General features: G+C 41.4%; 15 protein-coding genes and 3 tRNA genes. All 18 read right to left on the bottom strand.

The window, feature by feature from the left end:
- Nucleotides 1–5: 5 nt before the first annotated feature.
- The 18 genes from ACTJJD_RS12960 to ACTJJD_RS12875 all read right to left on the bottom strand — a co-directional run bounded on the left by ACTJJD_RS12960 (nucleotide 6) and on the right by ACTJJD_RS12875 (nucleotide 17,586).
- Nucleotides 6–2,471 (bottom strand): FtsX-like permease family protein, encoded by a 2,466-nt coding sequence (locus tag ACTJJD_RS12960; protein WP_440608504.1) that lies wholly within the window; start codon nucleotides 2,469–2,471, stop codon nucleotides 6–8.
- Nucleotides 2,440–3,159, bottom strand: a complete 720-nt coding sequence (locus ACTJJD_RS12955; RefSeq protein WP_047946097.1) for an ABC transporter ATP-binding protein — start codon at nucleotides 3,157–3,159, stop codon at nucleotides 2,440–2,442. The genes ACTJJD_RS12960 and ACTJJD_RS12955 overlap by 32 nt, the downstream gene beginning before the upstream one ends.
- Before the next feature lie 155 nt (nucleotides 3,160–3,314).
- Complete coding sequence (locus ACTJJD_RS12950) at nucleotides 3,315–4,079, bottom strand: ABC transporter permease (protein ID WP_440608503.1); 765 nt, start codon at nucleotides 4,077–4,079, stop codon at nucleotides 3,315–3,317.
- Entirely contained in the window at nucleotides 4,076–4,993 is a 918-nt protein-coding gene (locus tag ACTJJD_RS12945) for an ATP-binding cassette domain-containing protein (protein ID WP_440608502.1), read from the bottom strand. Before ACTJJD_RS12945 ends, ACTJJD_RS12950 begins: the two co-directional genes overlap by 4 nt.
- 14 nt (nucleotides 4,994–5,007) lie before the next feature.
- On the bottom strand, nucleotides 5,008–5,199 hold the full coding sequence (locus tag ACTJJD_RS12940) for a PLD nuclease N-terminal domain-containing protein (RefSeq protein WP_003217265.1): 192 nt from the start codon (nucleotides 5,197–5,199) through the stop codon (nucleotides 5,008–5,010).
- Nucleotides 5,200–5,359: 160 nt separating this feature from the next.
- Nucleotides 5,360–5,716, bottom strand: coding sequence for a DUF2200 domain-containing protein (locus ACTJJD_RS12935; protein ID WP_335350637.1), 357 nt, complete (start codon nucleotides 5,714–5,716; stop codon nucleotides 5,360–5,362).
- A gap of 866 nt (nucleotides 5,717–6,582) precedes the next feature.
- Nucleotides 6,583–7,758: an aldolase gene (locus ACTJJD_RS12930; protein ID WP_440600256.1), complete on the bottom strand. Its 1,176-nt coding sequence runs from the start codon at nucleotides 7,756–7,758 to the stop codon at nucleotides 6,583–6,585.
- Nucleotides 7,759–8,107: 349 nt separating this feature from the next.
- On the bottom strand, nucleotides 8,108–8,266 hold the full coding sequence (locus ACTJJD_RS12925; protein ID WP_440147948.1) for a hypothetical protein: 159 nt from the start codon (nucleotides 8,264–8,266) through the stop codon (nucleotides 8,108–8,110).
- A 440-nt stretch (nucleotides 8,267–8,706) separates the two neighbouring features.
- On the bottom strand, nucleotides 8,707–10,509 hold the full coding sequence (gene glmS / locus ACTJJD_RS12920) for a glutamine--fructose-6-phosphate transaminase (isomerizing) (protein ID WP_007498541.1): 1,803 nt from the start codon (nucleotides 10,507–10,509) through the stop codon (nucleotides 8,707–8,709).
- A 581-nt stretch (nucleotides 10,510–11,090) separates the two neighbouring features.
- Nucleotides 11,091–12,437: a phosphoglucosamine mutase gene (glmM, locus tag ACTJJD_RS12915; protein ID WP_008360584.1), complete on the bottom strand. Its 1,347-nt coding sequence runs from the start codon at nucleotides 12,435–12,437 to the stop codon at nucleotides 11,091–11,093.
- 25 nt (nucleotides 12,438–12,462) lie between these two features.
- Nucleotides 12,463–13,869: a CdaR family protein gene (locus tag ACTJJD_RS12910; protein WP_125590822.1), complete on the bottom strand. Its 1,407-nt coding sequence runs from the start codon at nucleotides 13,867–13,869 to the stop codon at nucleotides 12,463–12,465.
- Nucleotides 13,862–14,683, bottom strand: a complete 822-nt coding sequence (cdaA, locus tag ACTJJD_RS12905; RefSeq protein WP_008344027.1) for a diadenylate cyclase CdaA — start codon at nucleotides 14,681–14,683, stop codon at nucleotides 13,862–13,864. The genes ACTJJD_RS12910 and cdaA overlap by 8 nt, the downstream gene beginning before the upstream one ends.
- A gap of 203 nt (nucleotides 14,684–14,886) precedes the next feature.
- Complete coding sequence (rsiW, locus tag ACTJJD_RS12900) at nucleotides 14,887–15,513, bottom strand: anti-sigma-W factor RsiW (protein WP_008344028.1); 627 nt, start codon at nucleotides 15,511–15,513, stop codon at nucleotides 14,887–14,889.
- Between the two features lie 14 nt (nucleotides 15,514–15,527).
- Entirely contained in the window at nucleotides 15,528–16,091 is a 564-nt protein-coding gene (sigW, locus tag ACTJJD_RS12895; protein ID WP_007498553.1) for an RNA polymerase sigma factor SigW, read from the bottom strand.
- Between the two features lie 185 nt (nucleotides 16,092–16,276).
- On the bottom strand, nucleotides 16,277–17,188 hold the full coding sequence (rocF, locus tag ACTJJD_RS12890) for an arginase (protein ID WP_072367588.1): 912 nt from the start codon (nucleotides 17,186–17,188) through the stop codon (nucleotides 16,277–16,279).
- Nucleotides 17,189–17,324: 136 nt separating this feature from the next.
- Nucleotides 17,325–17,396, bottom strand: a tRNA-Gln gene (locus ACTJJD_RS12885).
- Between the two features lie 4 nt (nucleotides 17,397–17,400).
- Nucleotides 17,401–17,485 (bottom strand) — tRNA-Tyr (locus ACTJJD_RS12880).
- A gap of 28 nt (nucleotides 17,486–17,513) precedes the next feature.
- Nucleotides 17,514–17,586: transfer RNA gene (locus ACTJJD_RS12875), tRNA-Thr, on the bottom strand.
- Between the last annotated feature and the right edge of the window lie 76 nt (nucleotides 17,587–17,662).

Below are 17,662 nucleotides of genomic sequence, written 5' to 3'. Positions count from 1 at the left end.
ATGATTTAACCTTCTTTGAGAGATGATATCATCTCTATTTTACTCGCTGTCGCACTAGAAATCCACGAAGCCGCTAAACTGAGTGCAATTCCGGCGATCACTGCCAGCAGTAGATGCACAAATGGCAGCTGAAATGAAACAAATCCACCGAGCCAATCAGATTGACTTGAGACATATAGAAGAATCACACCAAATAAAATGCCGCCAATCACACCTGATAACCCAATGAGCACACCTTCTCCGACGATCATTTTTCTCACCTGCTGCTTTGTCAGCCCAAGCGCCCGCATGGTACCAATCTCAGATGTACGTTCAAGCGTATTCATCAGCAGTGTATTGGCTGTTCCAATGCTCGCGAGCCCCATAATGAAAATGAGCATCATAGAAATTAACTCGTTCATACCAGTGAAAGCCGATGTCGTTGATTCAATATCATCCTCTACTGTTTTCACCTTTGAAAGCCGCTGCCCAAAGTCTTTCCATAACTGATCTCGTAAAGACTCACCGGCCCCTTTGTCTTTTAACGTAAGCAGGATATCAAGGGGCTGCGTCCACCCTAAATCCTCTTGTAAAAATGTCTGATCGACAAATGCCACATAACCCGAATGATGAGAAGTCTTGACCACATCAATGACTTGTAACTGCTGCCGGCCAGAAGGTGCATTGAGATACACACTCTCTCCAATACGCCCACCCCATTCATCAAACGCACGCTCTCCTAACACGATAGAGGGCTTTTCTGCTAAATGTTGATACAAATCGCCTTTATTGTCACCTTCTATAAAAGACGGTCCCTTTTCCTCTACGCCGATCAGAGAAAATTGTCTTTTCTCTCCATGGGCCGTTTCCCATGTCAAAGGAGCCGCTTCCATCATCGGTTCCACCCGTTCAACAGCCTCATAGGATGACAGCTTTTCTTGATCCGCTTTCGTCCATGGCGCTTCAGAAGTAACCCTGAGATCACCGCCGTACGTTTGACGAATCTCTCTTTCGTAGCCGTCTGGAGCCGATTCAATGACCGCACTTAAAAGCAAGATCACAGCAATCCCAACAGCTAGAATCGCCGCCGTATTGGCATTTCGATTCAGTTGCTGCGTGACATGCTGCGAGGATAGATGGCCCGGGTAACCAAAGACAAACTTCAAAAGAGGCGCCAACAACCGGTTCAAAAAGAGCAGGAAAAATGGGAATAACAGAACCATGCTGGCTAAAATGGCAAGATAAGCAGCCGGATGATCCACCCATACAAATGAAAGCAAGCCTATCCCTATCGCCGCTCTAATGACCGATTGTTTCTTCGGTGCAGAAGTTTGGGTGGTGGATTTTAAAGTCAGCAGCACAGACGTTTTCCCTGCATGATAGATCGGAAATAACGAAAACAGCACAGGGAACACAATACCAACGATCACTGCTATTACAACAGGCACTTGCCAATCTAACGAATACACCATATCAAAAGCAAACACACCAAGCAGTGTTTGCATGAACACATCCCCAAGCCAAACGCCAATCGGTACCCCAATGACGGTTCCAATACAAGCCAAGATCAAAACCTCAATCAACATCAGCTTAGAAACAGAGCCCTGCGTATAACCAAAGCTCTTCATAATCGCAAATTCCTTTTTCCGTTCCATCACACTCGTATAAATCATATTAAACACGATAAAACCGCTCATAAACATCGACAGCCCTGCGATGAGGTAAAAGAACGTGTACAACCCGCCAATGTCATTACTTTGCCGGTCATCCGCCACCACAGGCTGGACAAAAACATCGGCATCCTTGAACTCTTTCTGTAAAGAGTGAAAGAGCTGTTCCCCGCCTTCATTTGTCTGAAATCTCATATAAGAAAGCTGATCATCCATTCCCGTCCAGTCTCTCAATAAATCAAGCGGCGCCATCACACGAAAGCTCGATGATTCTGCACCCTCCCAGTCACTTGGACTTGAAAGCAGCTGTGTATATTCCACAATGGCAGATACCTTCGCTTCGCCCAAATCAGAAAAACGAATGGTATCTCCCACTTTTTTATTCAGCAGCTTCGCCACAACATCTGGAATGACCAACCCCTGATTATCCAAACGCCCTTCAATCACAGGCAGCTTCAGTAAAGAGCTCGTTTGATCTTGCACCCCGGTAATGCGCACCGCCCGTTGGTTAAGAGAGTGATCACCTTCTACCTCAAAAAACGTCTGTTTATCCAGCGCTAATAATGATCCTGTCACATCAGGATGCTTTAAAATGGAGGATATCTGTTCCTCATCATACGTATGATCATCACTCAACACCCAATAATCTGCATCAGCGACATACATTTGCTCATAGTAATGAAACACATCATTTGTCGTTCGATCGGCAATGAGCATCGACGTGACAAAAGCAATTCCCACCATGATGCCTAAGACAGAAATGGCGAACCGCTTTTTATGCTGTATCATGTTACGCCATGAAATTCGCCACATACTGAGCATAATCATCATCCTTTCTAGAAATCACTTGATCAATAACACCGTCTTTAAAAAGGATGATTCGATCCGCAAACCCCGCTGCGAAAATATCATGCGTCACCATAATAATCGTCTGCTTGCTTTCTCGATTGAACTTGCACATTAACGCCAAAATATCCTCGGCTCTATGCCGGTCCAAGTTCCCCGTCGGCTCATCTGCTAACAGCACTGACGGCTGATTGACTAAAGCTCTTGCAATCGCTACACGCTGCTGCTGCCCGCCGCTCAGCAAACTAGCCCGTTTCCGCCCAAGCCCATTCAAGCCGACAGCCTCTAACAGCTCTACAACCGTCTGTTGATTCTCCTTTGTTAAACGTCCATCTGCATGCAGCGGAAACGCCACATTTTCTTCGACAGTTAATGTAGGCAGCAGCTGATAATTTTGAAACACAAACCCAATCTGTTTTCTGCGAAAAATCGTTCTCTCTTTCTCATTCATCTCACTCAACTGATGCTCATCTATCAAAATCTCTCCATCAGTAGGCAGATCAAGCCCGCCTAACAGCTGAAGTAATGTACTTTTTCCAGAACCACTCGGTCCCATCACCGCTACAAACTCCCCTTCTTCTACCGTCAAATCAACGCCCCTCAGCACCTCAGTCCGCTCCTGGCCTTGAAAAAATTCCTTCTTCACATGCTTGATCTGAATCATCTGCAAACTCCTCCCATCCCTTTACGGAGTAATTATATACTAAGTATATATTATTTCAACATTTAAATCATGATAATATGTATTTATGTCTTATTTTTTACTTACTAAATACATAAAAAACCCTTTAGATTTTCATATCCAAAGGGTACATCATGCTATAATTCTTGTTTTCTAAAAAGAAACCATCCGATGAGAAAAAAGAAACCAATCAATACCGATACACCTAGAAAGCTTGTGAGTGCCTGATCCGAATAAGTCCCTCTATGAATCATCTCCTCAGCCGCACTTGTGACGCCTTTAGGTGCAAACTTCCCTAATGTATTCTCATAAAACGAAGGAACGGTAAACAGGATGAGGTTGATCAAAAGGGAAACGCCGCCCGCAGTCACTGAGCGCTTAAAGAATGCCGATGCACAAATGGTCGACACCACAATGAGCAGTAGGTTTGGATAGTACAAAAACGTTCCTTTTAACACATCGCCCCAAGGCACATGCCCAAATTGAATGTCCACATAATATACGGAAGCAAGCACCGACACTATCAAACTAAACAAAGTTAAACAGGCATAGGCACATATTTTTGAGGCATAATAACTCATTCGACTGATCGGTTTCACCATAATCATCGCCGTCACACCAGAGGCACGCTCTCCAGCAATCGTCCCCATCACGATCATAATCAGGATAAACACGCCGAGCGAATCAAATTTACTCAAAGCACTGGCTAAAGCTTCTCCAGCACTAGGCTCTGGTATATAAAATGTAGACCCTTCAGGTAAATTAGCCGATTTCGATAAAAGATCCGGCAGCATTTTGAGCGTAATAGGCTGCGTAATCATTAAAATCGTGAAAATGATCGGCACAAATAAGATTTTATAACTAGTGAATAACTCCCTAAATTCCTTTTTCAACATCATCATGCCGTCACAACCTTCATGAAAATATCTTCAAGCGTTAGCTTAGATAGTCGATATTGGAGAAGAACACCGCCAGCTTCAGTGATGAGACCCGGCAGCTCTCTCAATGCCATTTGTTGATCTTTCACTCGTACCTGATAAGTGCCTCCTGTCTCCATGCAATCCTCCACCCAATCCCGTTCTTTTAACAAAGCCACTAGTCTCGGATTCTGTTGTTCTAATTGAAACTCAATCACCGGCTGGATATAGTCTTCTTTGATCTGTTCCATCGAAGAGGACATCTCAATTTCGCCGCTGTTGATCATGATAATATGATCCGCCACTCTTTCAATGTCATCTAAAATATGGGTCGACATAAAGATCAGCATCTCATGCTTTAGACGCTCAATCAAAGTCAGGACGTCTTTTCTCCCCATAGGATCAAGTGCCGACACAGGTTCATCTAGGATCAGAACCTGTGGGCTATTGATCAGCGCCTGCGCAATAGCAAGCCTCTGCTTCATCCCTCCGCTGTAGCTGCCAATGGCACGATCCTTCGCCTCATACACTCGGCAAAGCTTCAACAGTTCCTCTGTTTTGGAACGAATGGTGTTTTTCTCTAAATGAAATAACCCGCCAACCCAATGCATCCATTCCTGCCCCGTCATATCCTGATAAAATGCAGGATGCTGTGGACAGTACCCAATCACCTGACTGATTTGATCCATGTCCTTTTCGACATCAAAACCTGCCACCTTCACAACGCCAGACGTAGGACGAGCAAGCCCCGTCAAAATCCGGATCGTCGTTGTCTTCCCCGCTCCATTGGCTCCTAAAAAGCCAACACATCCAACCTCCCCAACAGAAAACGAAACATCTTTTAACACTTCATGCCGTCCATACGATTTCGTCAGGCCGTGACACTCCAACATATTCAAGCGAATCCCCCCTACTAAGATTGTTTACGACCAAAAATGAAATACGCAATAGGACCGGCACTCGCCACAAACACAATCACCAAAGCCCAAACCCACTTCACTTCTCCCCTAATCCTCGATGGATCTCTTTTCAGCAAATCAAACAAACCAATCACCATTAAAATCGCTTGCAGCAAAATAAGAGGTAAAATCATCTTCATATCCATCCACGCCACTCCTTTTTCAAAAACCAATTTGTTTTGGTATTACTTCTTTTGACGACATGAAGAGAGAATTCGTTCAAATGGATTTTATTTTTATCAATCGAATGGTCTATAAATATAAAAAAATCCAGTGAAGGTTATTCACTGGGCTTGCTTGTGATGTTCATGACGAATCTCGCAAAATCTTTTCCATTTTCTTTCCCTTAGCTAACTCATCAATCAGCTTATCTAGATACCGAATGTTTTTCATCGTTTCTTCCTCAATGTCCTCTACTCTAACACCACAGATGACTCCTTTGATTAAACTGCGGGAAGGATGAAGCTCAGGAGCCTCATCAAAAAAGGCTTCAATGTCTATCTGCTTATCCAACTGCTCCTGTAACTCTGCGGGACTGTACCCCGTTAACCAACAAATAATCGTATCGACTTCAGCTTTCGTTCGTCCCTTTCTCTCTGCCTTTGCGATGTAGAGAGGATAGACTTTTGCGAAACTCATTGTGTAGATTTTAGGTTTTGTCATGCATCTGCTTCTATTTCTTTTTTAAATATTCAAGCTGTATTGACTTCTCTAGGCGCCGCTCTCTTAGTATACCTATTCCCTTTTTATTACCTACATTTTTTTGAAAGTCCTATATATAAGAAATTGAACAAGACAAAATCCAAGGAATACACAAATTGGCCCTTCAATCGTCGCAGGACCGCCAATCAACAAATAGGAGCTAATAAACAAGGCAATATAAACGATCAAGAAAAAAACAATTCCCCATTTTTCTTTTTTTAAGTATCGAACAAAAATGACATCTCCCCCTTTAAAAACTATCTATATTTTGAAAAGAAAACAAGCTTCAAATATTATACGAATTATTATAACCTGTTAATAAAAGATCACTACACTACCAATTTTGTATCATAATGGTTCTTTTGACACAAAATACACTTTTATACAATTATATATAAATGGAATTAAAAACACGATTTATAGAAAAAACCCACGCGTTTTAAATAATAATTAAGCAAAATGTAAGTGGGTTTAATTTTAATAGTGTTAAATTTTTATAAAAAGATTGATTATTTTTTAACTATAGTCTAATAAATTAAAATACATTTCATATACCATTGGGCTCAAATATATTAACTTTAGCAGGTTGATATAATTCATCTAATAGAATACTTATTCCACTTAAACGTTCTAACGATGTAAAAACCTAGCGAGTGAACGACGTAATAAGTATTATTTATTTAGCTTCTTACTCATTATTTCAATCGTTGTTTCAAACTCTCCTTCAAAGATAGCATCTTATCATCCTGTATTTTTATTAATTTTTTACATCTATTAGATTAGACTGAATAATTATTTAAATAATCCTTTTTTCATTTCATCTAAATTTATAGGCACGTTACATAATCTCTTGCCGCACAATCTGTACAATGAAAGGCTGTATGCATTACGAAAAAATTATGTATAGCGTTTTGGGGTAAATTTCTATAACTATTACCTTTTGTAGATAAAGCTCCTGAAGAAAAGTTAATCGTACTCCAATCAGCTATTTTAAATTTCCCAGCGTGCCCTCCATGATGAGGTACAACTAATTCATATGGCTTTGGTCTAAATGTAGAAAAAACACTGTTGTAAATTTGAGGATAATGATGATCACCTGTTAAAACAGCTACTTTTCTAACACCTTCTACTACAAGTAAAATACCGCTTTGATTAATATTACTTCCATCACATGAACGAAACAATTCAAATTGGCCCAACTTACCTTGAGAAATTAAATCTATCGAACGCCCTCTTTTAAATGCTGGCAAAAGAATATTTATAGGAATTTTTAAACTTCTCAATCTTGATATTGTTTTTCGTAATTGAATAGTGTTGGGCATTTTAGAAGGGACAGTTATATTTTTCATTAAACTTAGCTGTGAACTATCCATGTCTAGAATTGCTCTATAATGATCTAAATCCCAATGGCTAATTACTCCAATAAAATTCTGTTTAAAAGATATTCTAGATAATATTGATTGCATTTCCTTATCAGTAAATTTCACATCTCCTCCCAAATCATAAATTAACCAGAAATCCTCCGACTTTATCTCATTCCAATTTCCACATCCTACATTTCGTACAATTAATTCTAAATTACCTATTTCATCTGTTACTTCTCTTAGATCACTATAAAATTTAGAATCTTTAAACTCGACTATACGTTCTTCTGTTGTATTAATATACAAATTTTCTTTAGTCCTATATCGCTGCACATCTAAAAAAGCACTGTCCCTGTGTTCTAATTCTGCTATTACTCTAGAGTTTTCAGTATGTTCATTTACTAACTCAAATACCCTAAAGAATTCTTCAGGCAAGTCATACCAATACCCAGATTTAAATCCTTTATAACTTTCAAATTTTAAATTTGAAAGTACTAATAACGTTTGATTAGAATCCTCATATGTTAATTTAAACATATCAGAAACCACTTCTAAATCCTTAATTAAACTAAAATCTAGTATAATTTCGTATGAATTAGTTTTTTTATTAAATAAAATTTTTTCGCAATATAAATGCATTCTTATGCCTCCTTAGACTTAGAAATAAAATTCCAACATCGAATTCTTAATGTACTTTTTCTTTTAAAAGCATGTGAACATGTTGTTTATTTTTTGTAGCCTTCTTCGCTAACTCTGATCATGGCAATACTTGCTGAGAGGATTTACTTTTTCTTATTCTACTCCAATTACCCATTAAATACCAACAACTTCTCGGTTACTAACCTTTTGAAATTATTGTATTATACCTCTACTTGATTTTCTTCAAATACATTTTTGATAATCATAGATTAATTATTTGATGGAATATCACCAATAATCCACGGTTCTATAACCTCTACATACAAACTTTCAATCATATCCTGTTTCTTTACTCTAACTTATTCTGCCGCTTTTTCATCGCATCCTTAACTCCTCCTTCATACTGCGTATTTCTCTTATGATTCATCATCAACTCATCTAAATTAATCATAATGTCGTCGTATTCATACATCGCTGCAAAGTCATTATTACGCTCGATAATTTCCATATCTTTTTTTGCTGTTTCTCATAACACTTTGGGTGTAATAATCTCCCTTTCTTGAGCCAGTTAAAGAAATTTACCGCTACAGATGGTTATCTTTTTTTCATAACAAAATACCCTCTTGACGTCTTTTGTGAGCTCTGAGCGTATCTTTAAACATTGTAACTACCATAGTGTTTCTAAAAAGAACTTCCTCTCTCCACTACCTTGCTCCCTACGCTCCCAAATAATTGCACCTTCACTCGATTCACGTCTTGCTTGGCGAAGTTTCCTTTAAATAATTGCTGTCTTTAATCCCTTTTTCGATTTTAGATGTTCTAGTTCTTTTTGACATAAAAACACCCCTTTAGATTAAAAAAATCCAAAGGGGTAAAATAAAACGGTGTAACTTTTTTACAACTGTTCTAACTTTAACTCAAAGCTGCAACCAAAGTCTGATTTAATTCCTACTCCACCGTCACACTCTTCGCAAGGTTACGTGGTTTATCCACATCACACCCGCGGTGAAGGGCTGCGTAGTAAGCGATTAGCTGTAATGGAACAACAGATGCAAGTGGTGCAAGTGCTGGGTGTACAGCTGGAAGGACGAAACGATCGCCTTCGTCTTCTAGGCCTTTTAGTGAGATGACACATGGGTTTGCACCACGTGCAACGACTTCTTTGACGTTACCGCGAATGCTGAGGTTCACGTGCTCTTGCGTGGCAAGGGCAATGACCGGTGTGCCTTCTTCAATTAAAGCAATCGTGCCGTGTTTGAGTTCTCCACCAGCAAATCCTTCTGCTTGGATGTAAGAGATCTCTTTTAATTTTAGTGAACCTTCAAGGCACACATAGTAGTCAAGTCCTCTTCCGATAAAGAATGCGTTACGTGTCACTGTGAAGAAATCACGAGCGATTTGTTCCATTTCATCCTTTTGATCGACAAGGGCTTCCATTGCGTTTGCTACAATCCCAAGCTCTTTCACAAGATCAAAGTCAAGTGATTGACCATTTAATTCAGCTGCAACAGATGCAAGGATCGCAAGAACAGCGATTTGTGCTGTGTAGGCTTTTGTTGAAGCCACTGCGATTTCTGGTCCTGCATGAAGAAGCAATGTGAAGTCCGCTTCACGAGAAAGCGTAGATCCTGGTACGTTTGTGATCGTTAATGCTTTATGACCAAGCTCTTTGACTTGAACAAGTACAGCACGGCTGTCCGCAGTTTCCCCAGATTGAGAAAGGAAGATGAACAACGGCTTTTTCGATAGAAGTGGCATGTTGTAAGAGAATTCACTTGCTACATGGACTTCTACAGGTACTTTCGCCCAGTCTTCAATGTATTGTTTACCAACAAGTCCAGCATGGTAGCTCGTTCCACAAGCCACGATGTAAATGCGGTCTGCTTCTGCTACTGCGCTTGCGATATCGCCAGCGACTGACAACTTGCCGTTTTCGTCTTGATATTCTTGGATGATTTTGCGCATAACAAGCGGCTGTTCATCCGTTTCTTTTAACATGTAGTGAGGATATGTGCCTTTCTCAATGTCGCTTGCATCTAGCTCAGCGATATAAGAAGGACGTGTCATGATATCACCGTCAAGGTTTTTAATAATAACCTCGTCTTTAGTAACAATGACCATTTCTTTATCCATTAATTCCGCATATTCGTTTGTTACTTGAAGCATCGCCATTGCGTCAGAAGCCACAACGTTGAAATCTTCTCCGAAACCAACCAATAATGGGCTTTTGTTTTTCGCCACATAGATTGTTTCTTTGTTTTCGTTATCGAAAAGGGCAATTGCGTAAGAGCCTTTTAGTTGAAGAAGCGTTTGACGGAAAGCTTCCTCTGTATCAAGACCTCTGTTCACAAATTGTTCGATGACTTGAACAACAACCTCTGTATCTGTGTCGCTTTTTAGTGTGACGTCTTGTAAATATTCACGTGTCAATTGTACATAGTTCTCGATGACACCGTTATGAACAAGCGTAAAACGGCCAGAAGCACTTTGATGCGGATGCGCATTTAGATGGCTTGGTACACCGTGTGTTGCCCAGCGTGTATGTCCAATTCCTGCTGAAGATGCCACGTTTGCATCAACGACTTCACGAAGCTCAGCGATACGTCCTTTTTCTTTAAACACATGCACGCCATCTTCGTTTGCCACAGCGATACCTGCTGAGTCATACCCACGGTACTCAAGCTTCTCTAAACCTTTTAATAAGATTTCCTTCGCATCATTCTGACCAATATAACCTACGATTCCACACATAAATATTCTTCCTCCCGATCATGTGAAAGGGACAAAGAAAGCCTACTAAAATAGAAGGGACATTTCTTCGTCCCTCTCTACATGTTTATTTTGGGAGATCATGTGTATTCCCTTTGTACAAAGAGTCACCTCTTTGCTTTAAAGAAACACTTACGGCTGTGATCTCTATATTTGATCAGCCGGGAGGCATCCGCCGAAAAATTCGATAACCTCCATCCTCGTCAACTAAGCATCTGTCTCGTTCGATCGCTTAGTTCGGGCGCTATAATTATAAGAGTGGCTGAACATCTACCCTGCCTTTCCTGCTAGAATAAAAATCCAGTAACACAAGGATGATTGTACTATAAGGTCTGACCTCCGTCAATCACAATTTAGCGGGTGATCCCTTTCATGTGAGAAAGTGAGACCTCCCTACACTATATGCGATGAGGCTTGTCACGTTCTACCTTTGATGTGCTCTCTTATGTATGAAAGCAAGCAGCAAATTGCCCTCGCTTATATCATTCGTATAGAACTTTCCTCTTATGACGTTTATTCGAAAAAAAAAGCAAACCGCTGCTTTGCGATTTGCTTTACATCAATTACTCAATACCCATTTCTTCTTTGACAACAGCCGTAATACGAGCCACGTATTCATCACATAGCTCTTTTGTTTTCGCCTCTGCCATGACACGTACAAGCGGCTCTGTTCCTGATGGACGCACAAGGATGCGTCCGTCACCGTTCATCTCTTTTTCAACCTCTTGGATCACAGCTTTTACTTTTTCATTTTCTTCCACTTTATACTTATCAGATACCTTCACATTCACTAGAAGTTGCGGGAATTTCTCCATTTCAGCTGCAAGCTCTGATAATGTTTTTCCTGTTGCTTTTAGTGTATTCACCAGCATGATTGCTGAAAGCATGCCGTCACCTGTCGTATTATAATCAAGGAAAATCAAGTGGCCTGACTGCTCGCCTCCGACATTATAGCCATCCTTTTTCATCGCTTCGACCACATAGCGGTCACCAACAGCGGTTTGAATGCTCTTAATGCCTTGCTTCTCAAGCGCTTTATAGAAACCAAGGTTACTCATGACCGTTGACACGACCGTGTCATCCTTCAATCGGCCTTCACCCTTTAGATAACGTGCACATATGTACATAATTTGATCGCCGTCTACAATATCACCTTTTTCATCGACTGCAATTAAGCGGTCGCCATCACCATCAAACGCAAGACCAATATCCGCTCCTTTTTCTTTCACAAAAGCAGAAAGTGCCTCTGGATGAGTAGAACCTACGCCATCGTTGATATTCAATCCGTTTGGTGATGTTCCCATTGTTGACACATCCGCATCTAAATCCGCAAATAAATGTGTTGCAAGAGAAGAGGTTGCACCATGTGCACAGTCAAGCGCTACGTGAATACCTGTGAAATCCTCGTCTGCTGTCTGTTTCAAGAATTGCAAGTATTTCTGACCGCCTTCAAAGTAGTCATTTACTGTTCCAAGGTCCGCTCCAACTGGGCGTGGCAATTGATCGACCGGCTGATCCATCAGCTGCTCGATTTCATTCTCCTGTTCATCTGACAGTTTAAAGCCGTCACCGCCGAAAAATTTAATTCCGTTGTCTTGAACTGGGTTATGCGAAGCTGAAATCATGACACCTGCTTCTGCATCCATTGCCTTCGTTAAATAAGACACACCAGGTGTTGAGATCACACCTAAACGCATGACTTCAGCCCCAATTGAAAGTAAGCCTGCTACGAGTGCTCCTTCTAACATATGACCAGATACACGCGTGTCTCGTCCAACGAGTACCTTTGGACGTTCTTTATCCTTCGTGAGCACATAGCCGCCAAATCTCCCAATTTTAAATGCGAGCTCTGGCGTTAATTCGCTATTAGCCACACCCCTTACACCATCAGTTCCAAAGTACTTGCCCATGTTTCAATCGCTCCTTTTTTACCATTCAAGAGGACGCTGCGTCCTCTTTATTATCTTCTTTGACCCGCTGTCTTTGACTCGATTCTTTTTTTGCTTTATCTTGTGTTGATTCCTTTTGACTCTTCTCTTCCTGATCATCATCGGATGATTGATCTTTCCGATCATTCGTAGAAGCCGGCTGATCTTCTGTATCAGTAGAAGTCAGTTTCACTTTGACCTTCGATCTAGATAATGTCCACGTCACATTTTGAGGGCCATTCACTTGTACTTTGACCTCATGTGTTCCTTCGTTTAAGTCCCCGACATTGATATAGGCTTCAATATCTGAAGCCTTTAGTTTATCAATTGCACTCTTTGAACCTTTTGCTGTTAGTGTGAGACGCCCAGAAGACGGACTCACAAATTCAGAGCTAAGATCCTTGCTCAGACCCACGACAGAAATTGGGACATTATCGATCTTTTTTTCTTCAGCTGTTGCAACCTTCACTTTGATTTTAACAGTTTCAGGTGATACCTTTTTCACACCATCTGGCAGTGGAATGTCGGCATCAATCTCTGTATCATCTTTAATCTTGCTTAGGTCGAGCTTAACGCCGTCAATAAAATCAAGTGCATCCAGCACCTTTTGAGAACCATAGACTGTAACCTCACTTGGGCTTGTCTCGATGCTTGAGATACTGATCCCATCTGGCAAGCTGCCCGTCCGCTCAATCTTAAACGGAACTTTCTTGCTTGGACTCGTAATCGGGACCGTAATATCTACCACAGACGGACTCACTTCGACTGGCAGCTCATTCCCACTGCTATCATACACAGTGAGTTTCGCTTCTTTCTCAATTTGCTGATCGACATCCTCTAAGTTCACAAATGCTTTAATGACAGAAATTTTGTCGATCACGTCTTTTGAGCCAGTAACCGTGACATTTTTCGGATTCACAATAGGCTGCTCTGGTGAATAGCCGTCTTTGATTTTATTTTGATTATAGAATTCAGTTTCAACAGGGAATTCAGCTGTCGTTTTTTCTTGTATCGTCACAGTCGTCACAGACGGATTAATCGTTAATGTGATTCCTTTCGATACATCTCTTGCCTTCAATTCGACTTTGTGTGTACCTGTCGTAAGGTTTTGCATATCTGCGTAAATTTCAAAATTTTTCGTTTGTCTTGCTGTTTTCACAGCACTAGTTGATCCTTTAATCGTGACATTGACTGTCTGCGGCACACCAGTGACTACATACTTTTCGTCGTCATAATATGCTTTAACAGGAATGTCCGTTAAGGTTGCTTCGTCTGTTGTCGATGTTGGGAAAAAGGATTCACCGATTTTTTTCGGCGTGGGCGCTTGCGCTGAATTGACTGCACCATACAGCAATAAAGCGAAGACCAATGCAAGAAACTTAACGGCCCAGCGATTATTCAAAATCTTATCCATTTTTCTTGCCCCTCCAATACCATTTGGTCGAGGAAGCATCTTTGCTGTTCTTACTAAACTCAGCAATCAGCATTTCTTCAAGCGCTTCTTCTGTCAATTCTCGATGGAGATCACCATTTCTTGCGACACTAATGCCGCCTGTCTCCTCGGAGACGATGACGGTTAAACTGTCCGTTACTTCACTAATACCAACTGCCGCGCGGTGACGTGTACCGAGCTCCTTAGAGATAAAAGGACTTTCAGACAGCGGTAAATAACACGCTGCAGCTGCAATCTCATCACGCTTCATAATCACAGCGCCGTCATGAAGCGGTGTATTCGGAATGAAGATATTAATCAGCAGCTCAGAACTCACCTTTGCATTTAAAGGAATTCCGGTCTCTATGTAATCATTCATCCCAGTATCGCGCTCAATCGTTAACAGCGCGCCTATTCTTCGTTTTGCCATATAGTTAATTGCTTTTGTAATTGCCTCGATCGTTTTCTGCTGCTGTTCCTCTACAGGTGTTCCGCTTCTAGAGAAGAAACGGCCGCGCCCAAGCTGTTCAAGCGCTCTCCTTAGCTCTGGCTGAAAAATAATAATGATCGCAAGGAACCCCCACGTAATCGCTTGATCCATCAGCCATTGAAGTGTGTTAAGACCGAGATACGCACTCCCCATCCTGACGAGAACAATGACGACAATTCCCTTTAAAAGCTGAACCGCTTTTGTTCCGCGGATGACCATCATTAATTTATATATCACATACCAAACAACGAGAATATCAACAGCATTACCGAGGTACTGCAAAAAAGGAATATCCCCTAAAGCCATTTCCTCGTCCTCCAGAATTTTCAGTTATTCTTCGTTCGATTCATTTTTTATAAAAAAAGAGCCTATGTGTAAGTACATAGCGTGGCTATTATACCACATTTTGTTTCAGCAAGGAAAATAGTTGCCATATTTGGCTGGCATTCAAGTCGGTCCATCAATAGAAAAAGAGCAGTCCCTTAGAGACTGCTCTCAAACTGTTTGATTTACTTTTGCTCCTCTGGCCCAATGACCCGCATCACGTCTTGTGCTGTAGACTTCATTTTGTACCAAACCCAATCAAACACTTCATTAATTTCATTGATTTGACCAGTGACTTGTCCGGCAGAAGCAGTCAGCTGTTCTCCATTGACGACTGTTACGTTTCCATCAACCTTGCCTTCTACAATCAGCTTGCCATTTTTCACAGTGACATCACCTTTGACGGTTTCCCCTTTAGGTACCGTCACTGTATCATTTTCAACCACGAGATTCGGCTGCTTTGACACACTGAAATTATGATCCGTATTCCAGCTAGTAAACAGACTGCCTCCCATCAATATGACAAAGAGGGCAGCGGCGACCATTAGCGGATGAGCTTTGATCCATCTTTGAATCGACACACGCTTTTTCTCCTTTGGAAGACCTGCCATCACCTTTGCAGTGAAATCAGATGGTGCTTCTATATGAGATGTACTCTGCACGAGCGCGATGGATTTCTCAATTTGTTGAAAATGAGTACGGCATTCCTCACACGATTGCAGATGGCTCTTTAATTCTTTTTCATCTTCGGGCTCTATGTCCCCGTCTAAATACTGATGCATAAGCAGGACGATTTTTTCCTGACAGCTCATCAAAATCACCTCACTCAAAGGTCTCTCAACTGTTTCCGGAGAGCCTCTCTACCCCTGTGTATTCTCGTTTTCACCGTACCAACTGGTATATTCAGAATCTCACTAATTTCTTTTAACGAGAGTTCATCAATATACTTTAATACGATGACCGAGCGATATTTATCGGGTAATCTTAAAATTTTTTGCTGAATGGTGCTCGATAATTCAAGCGACACCACCTCGTCCTCTGGCAAAATGCCGTCAGCCGCAATTTGAGAATACATATTCAGTCCTTCTGTCCCTGCCACCTCTGCATCTAAATAATAATCCGGCTTTTTTTTACGAATACGGTCGATGGTCAGGTTGGTTGCAATGCGATACAGCCACGTGGAAAACTTACGATTCACATCAAAGCTCTCAATATTCACATAGGCACGAATAAACGCCTCCTGCGCAATATCTTCTGCTTCATGTGCATTCCCAAGCATACGATAGCACAGCTGATAAATTTTGTCTTTATACAGGTCTACGATGTCTGCAAATGCGTTCTGGTCGCCTTTTTTCACTTGCTTAATTCTCTTTTTAATCATTGTTTCCATAGTATATTCAACCTCTGCCTTCACCGGTCTTTATGTATACGAACCTCGTTCCAAAAGGTTTCATTCTCCTCTAAAAAATAGTGTAACAAATTTTTGACAGCATGTTACGCTTATCAGCCGGTAAAAACCTTAACATATCCTTAAATTTCCCCAAAATTAAAAAAAGAACGGGAACAAGTCCCGCTCTATAATAGCTTTTCACCCATTAAAGAACCAATTAATGCAACTGCCGCTTCTGCTGTTTTATTTTTCTCATCTAATACCGGATTCACCTCAACAAACTCAGCAGAAGTCAAAATCCCTGCTTCCTCTAAAAGCTCCATTGCAAGATGACTCTCTCTATAACTGATGCCGCCAGCAACCGGCGTTCCCACGCCAGGGCACTCCGCTGGATCAAGACCGTCTAAATCAAGCGACAAATGAACACCATCTGTTCTTTCTTTTAAATACGCAATGGCTTCCTCCATTACTCTCGTCATCCCTAATCGATCGATTTCATGCATCGTATACACTTTAATGCCTTTTTCTCTAATCAATGCCCGCTCTCCTTCATCTAAAGAACGAGCACCAATCAAGATCACATTCTCAGGTTTTACTTTAGGTGTATAACCGCCAATATTGATTAGATCAGCATGCCCAAAGCCGAGACTGACAGCAAGCGGCATCCCATGAATATTTCCAGAAGGAGAAGTTTCCTCTGTATTTAAATCACCGTGCGCATCATACCAAATGACACCCAAACTTTTATAATGCTTGGCTACACCGGCTAATGTACCAATGGCAATGCTATGATCCCCGCCTAAAATCAGCGGAAACGAACCTGACTGCACAATACTGCTAACCTTTTCAGCAAGAAGCTGGTTTGCGCCAGCATTCTCCGTTAAGTTTTTCAGTTTTTCACTTGTATAGAGACCTTTCTCATCATCTCTTTGCTCAACAGGAATATCCCCTAGATCTTCAACATCAAATGAAAGCGATTCCAATTTTTCTTTTACACCAGCACAGCGAATGGCACTCGGCCCCATATCGACGCCCCTTCTCATTTGACCGAGATCCATCGGTACCCCGACAATCGTGACCTTCTTTTGATCTCCCATATGTACATCCCCTTTCCGTTCATGCTTATATTTTACTTTCTCGGTGCCTTCTGACTCAACTCAACAATATTTTGAATAGTTATACATTCCAATCGTCAAAATAAAAAAAGACACCTTTTTAAAAAAGGTGTCTTAACTGGGCTAGCTGGATTCGAACCAACGCATGACGGAGTCAAAGTCCGTTGCCTTACCGCTTGGCTATAGCCCAAAAATGGTGGAGGGGGGCGGATTCGAACCGCCGAACCCGGAGGGAGCGGATTTACAGTCCGCCGCGTTTAGCCACTTCGCTACCCCTCCACATATGGAATTGATAAAAGAAAAACAGTGCCGGCAAGAGGACTTGAACCCCCAACCTACTGATTACAAGTCAGTTGCTCTACCAGTTGAGCTACACCGGCATATGGTGGAGGATGACGGGCTCGAACCGCCGACCCTCTGCTTGTAAGGCAGATGCTCTCCCAGCTGAGCTAATCC

This window comes from Bacillus sp. 22446 (genome assembly GCF_052044955.1).
GTDB lineage: Bacteria > Bacillota > Bacilli > Bacillales > Bacillaceae > Bacillus > Bacillus altitudinis.
Note: the sequence above shows the minus strand (reverse complement) of the source record. Positions and strands in the feature narration are given on the sequence as shown.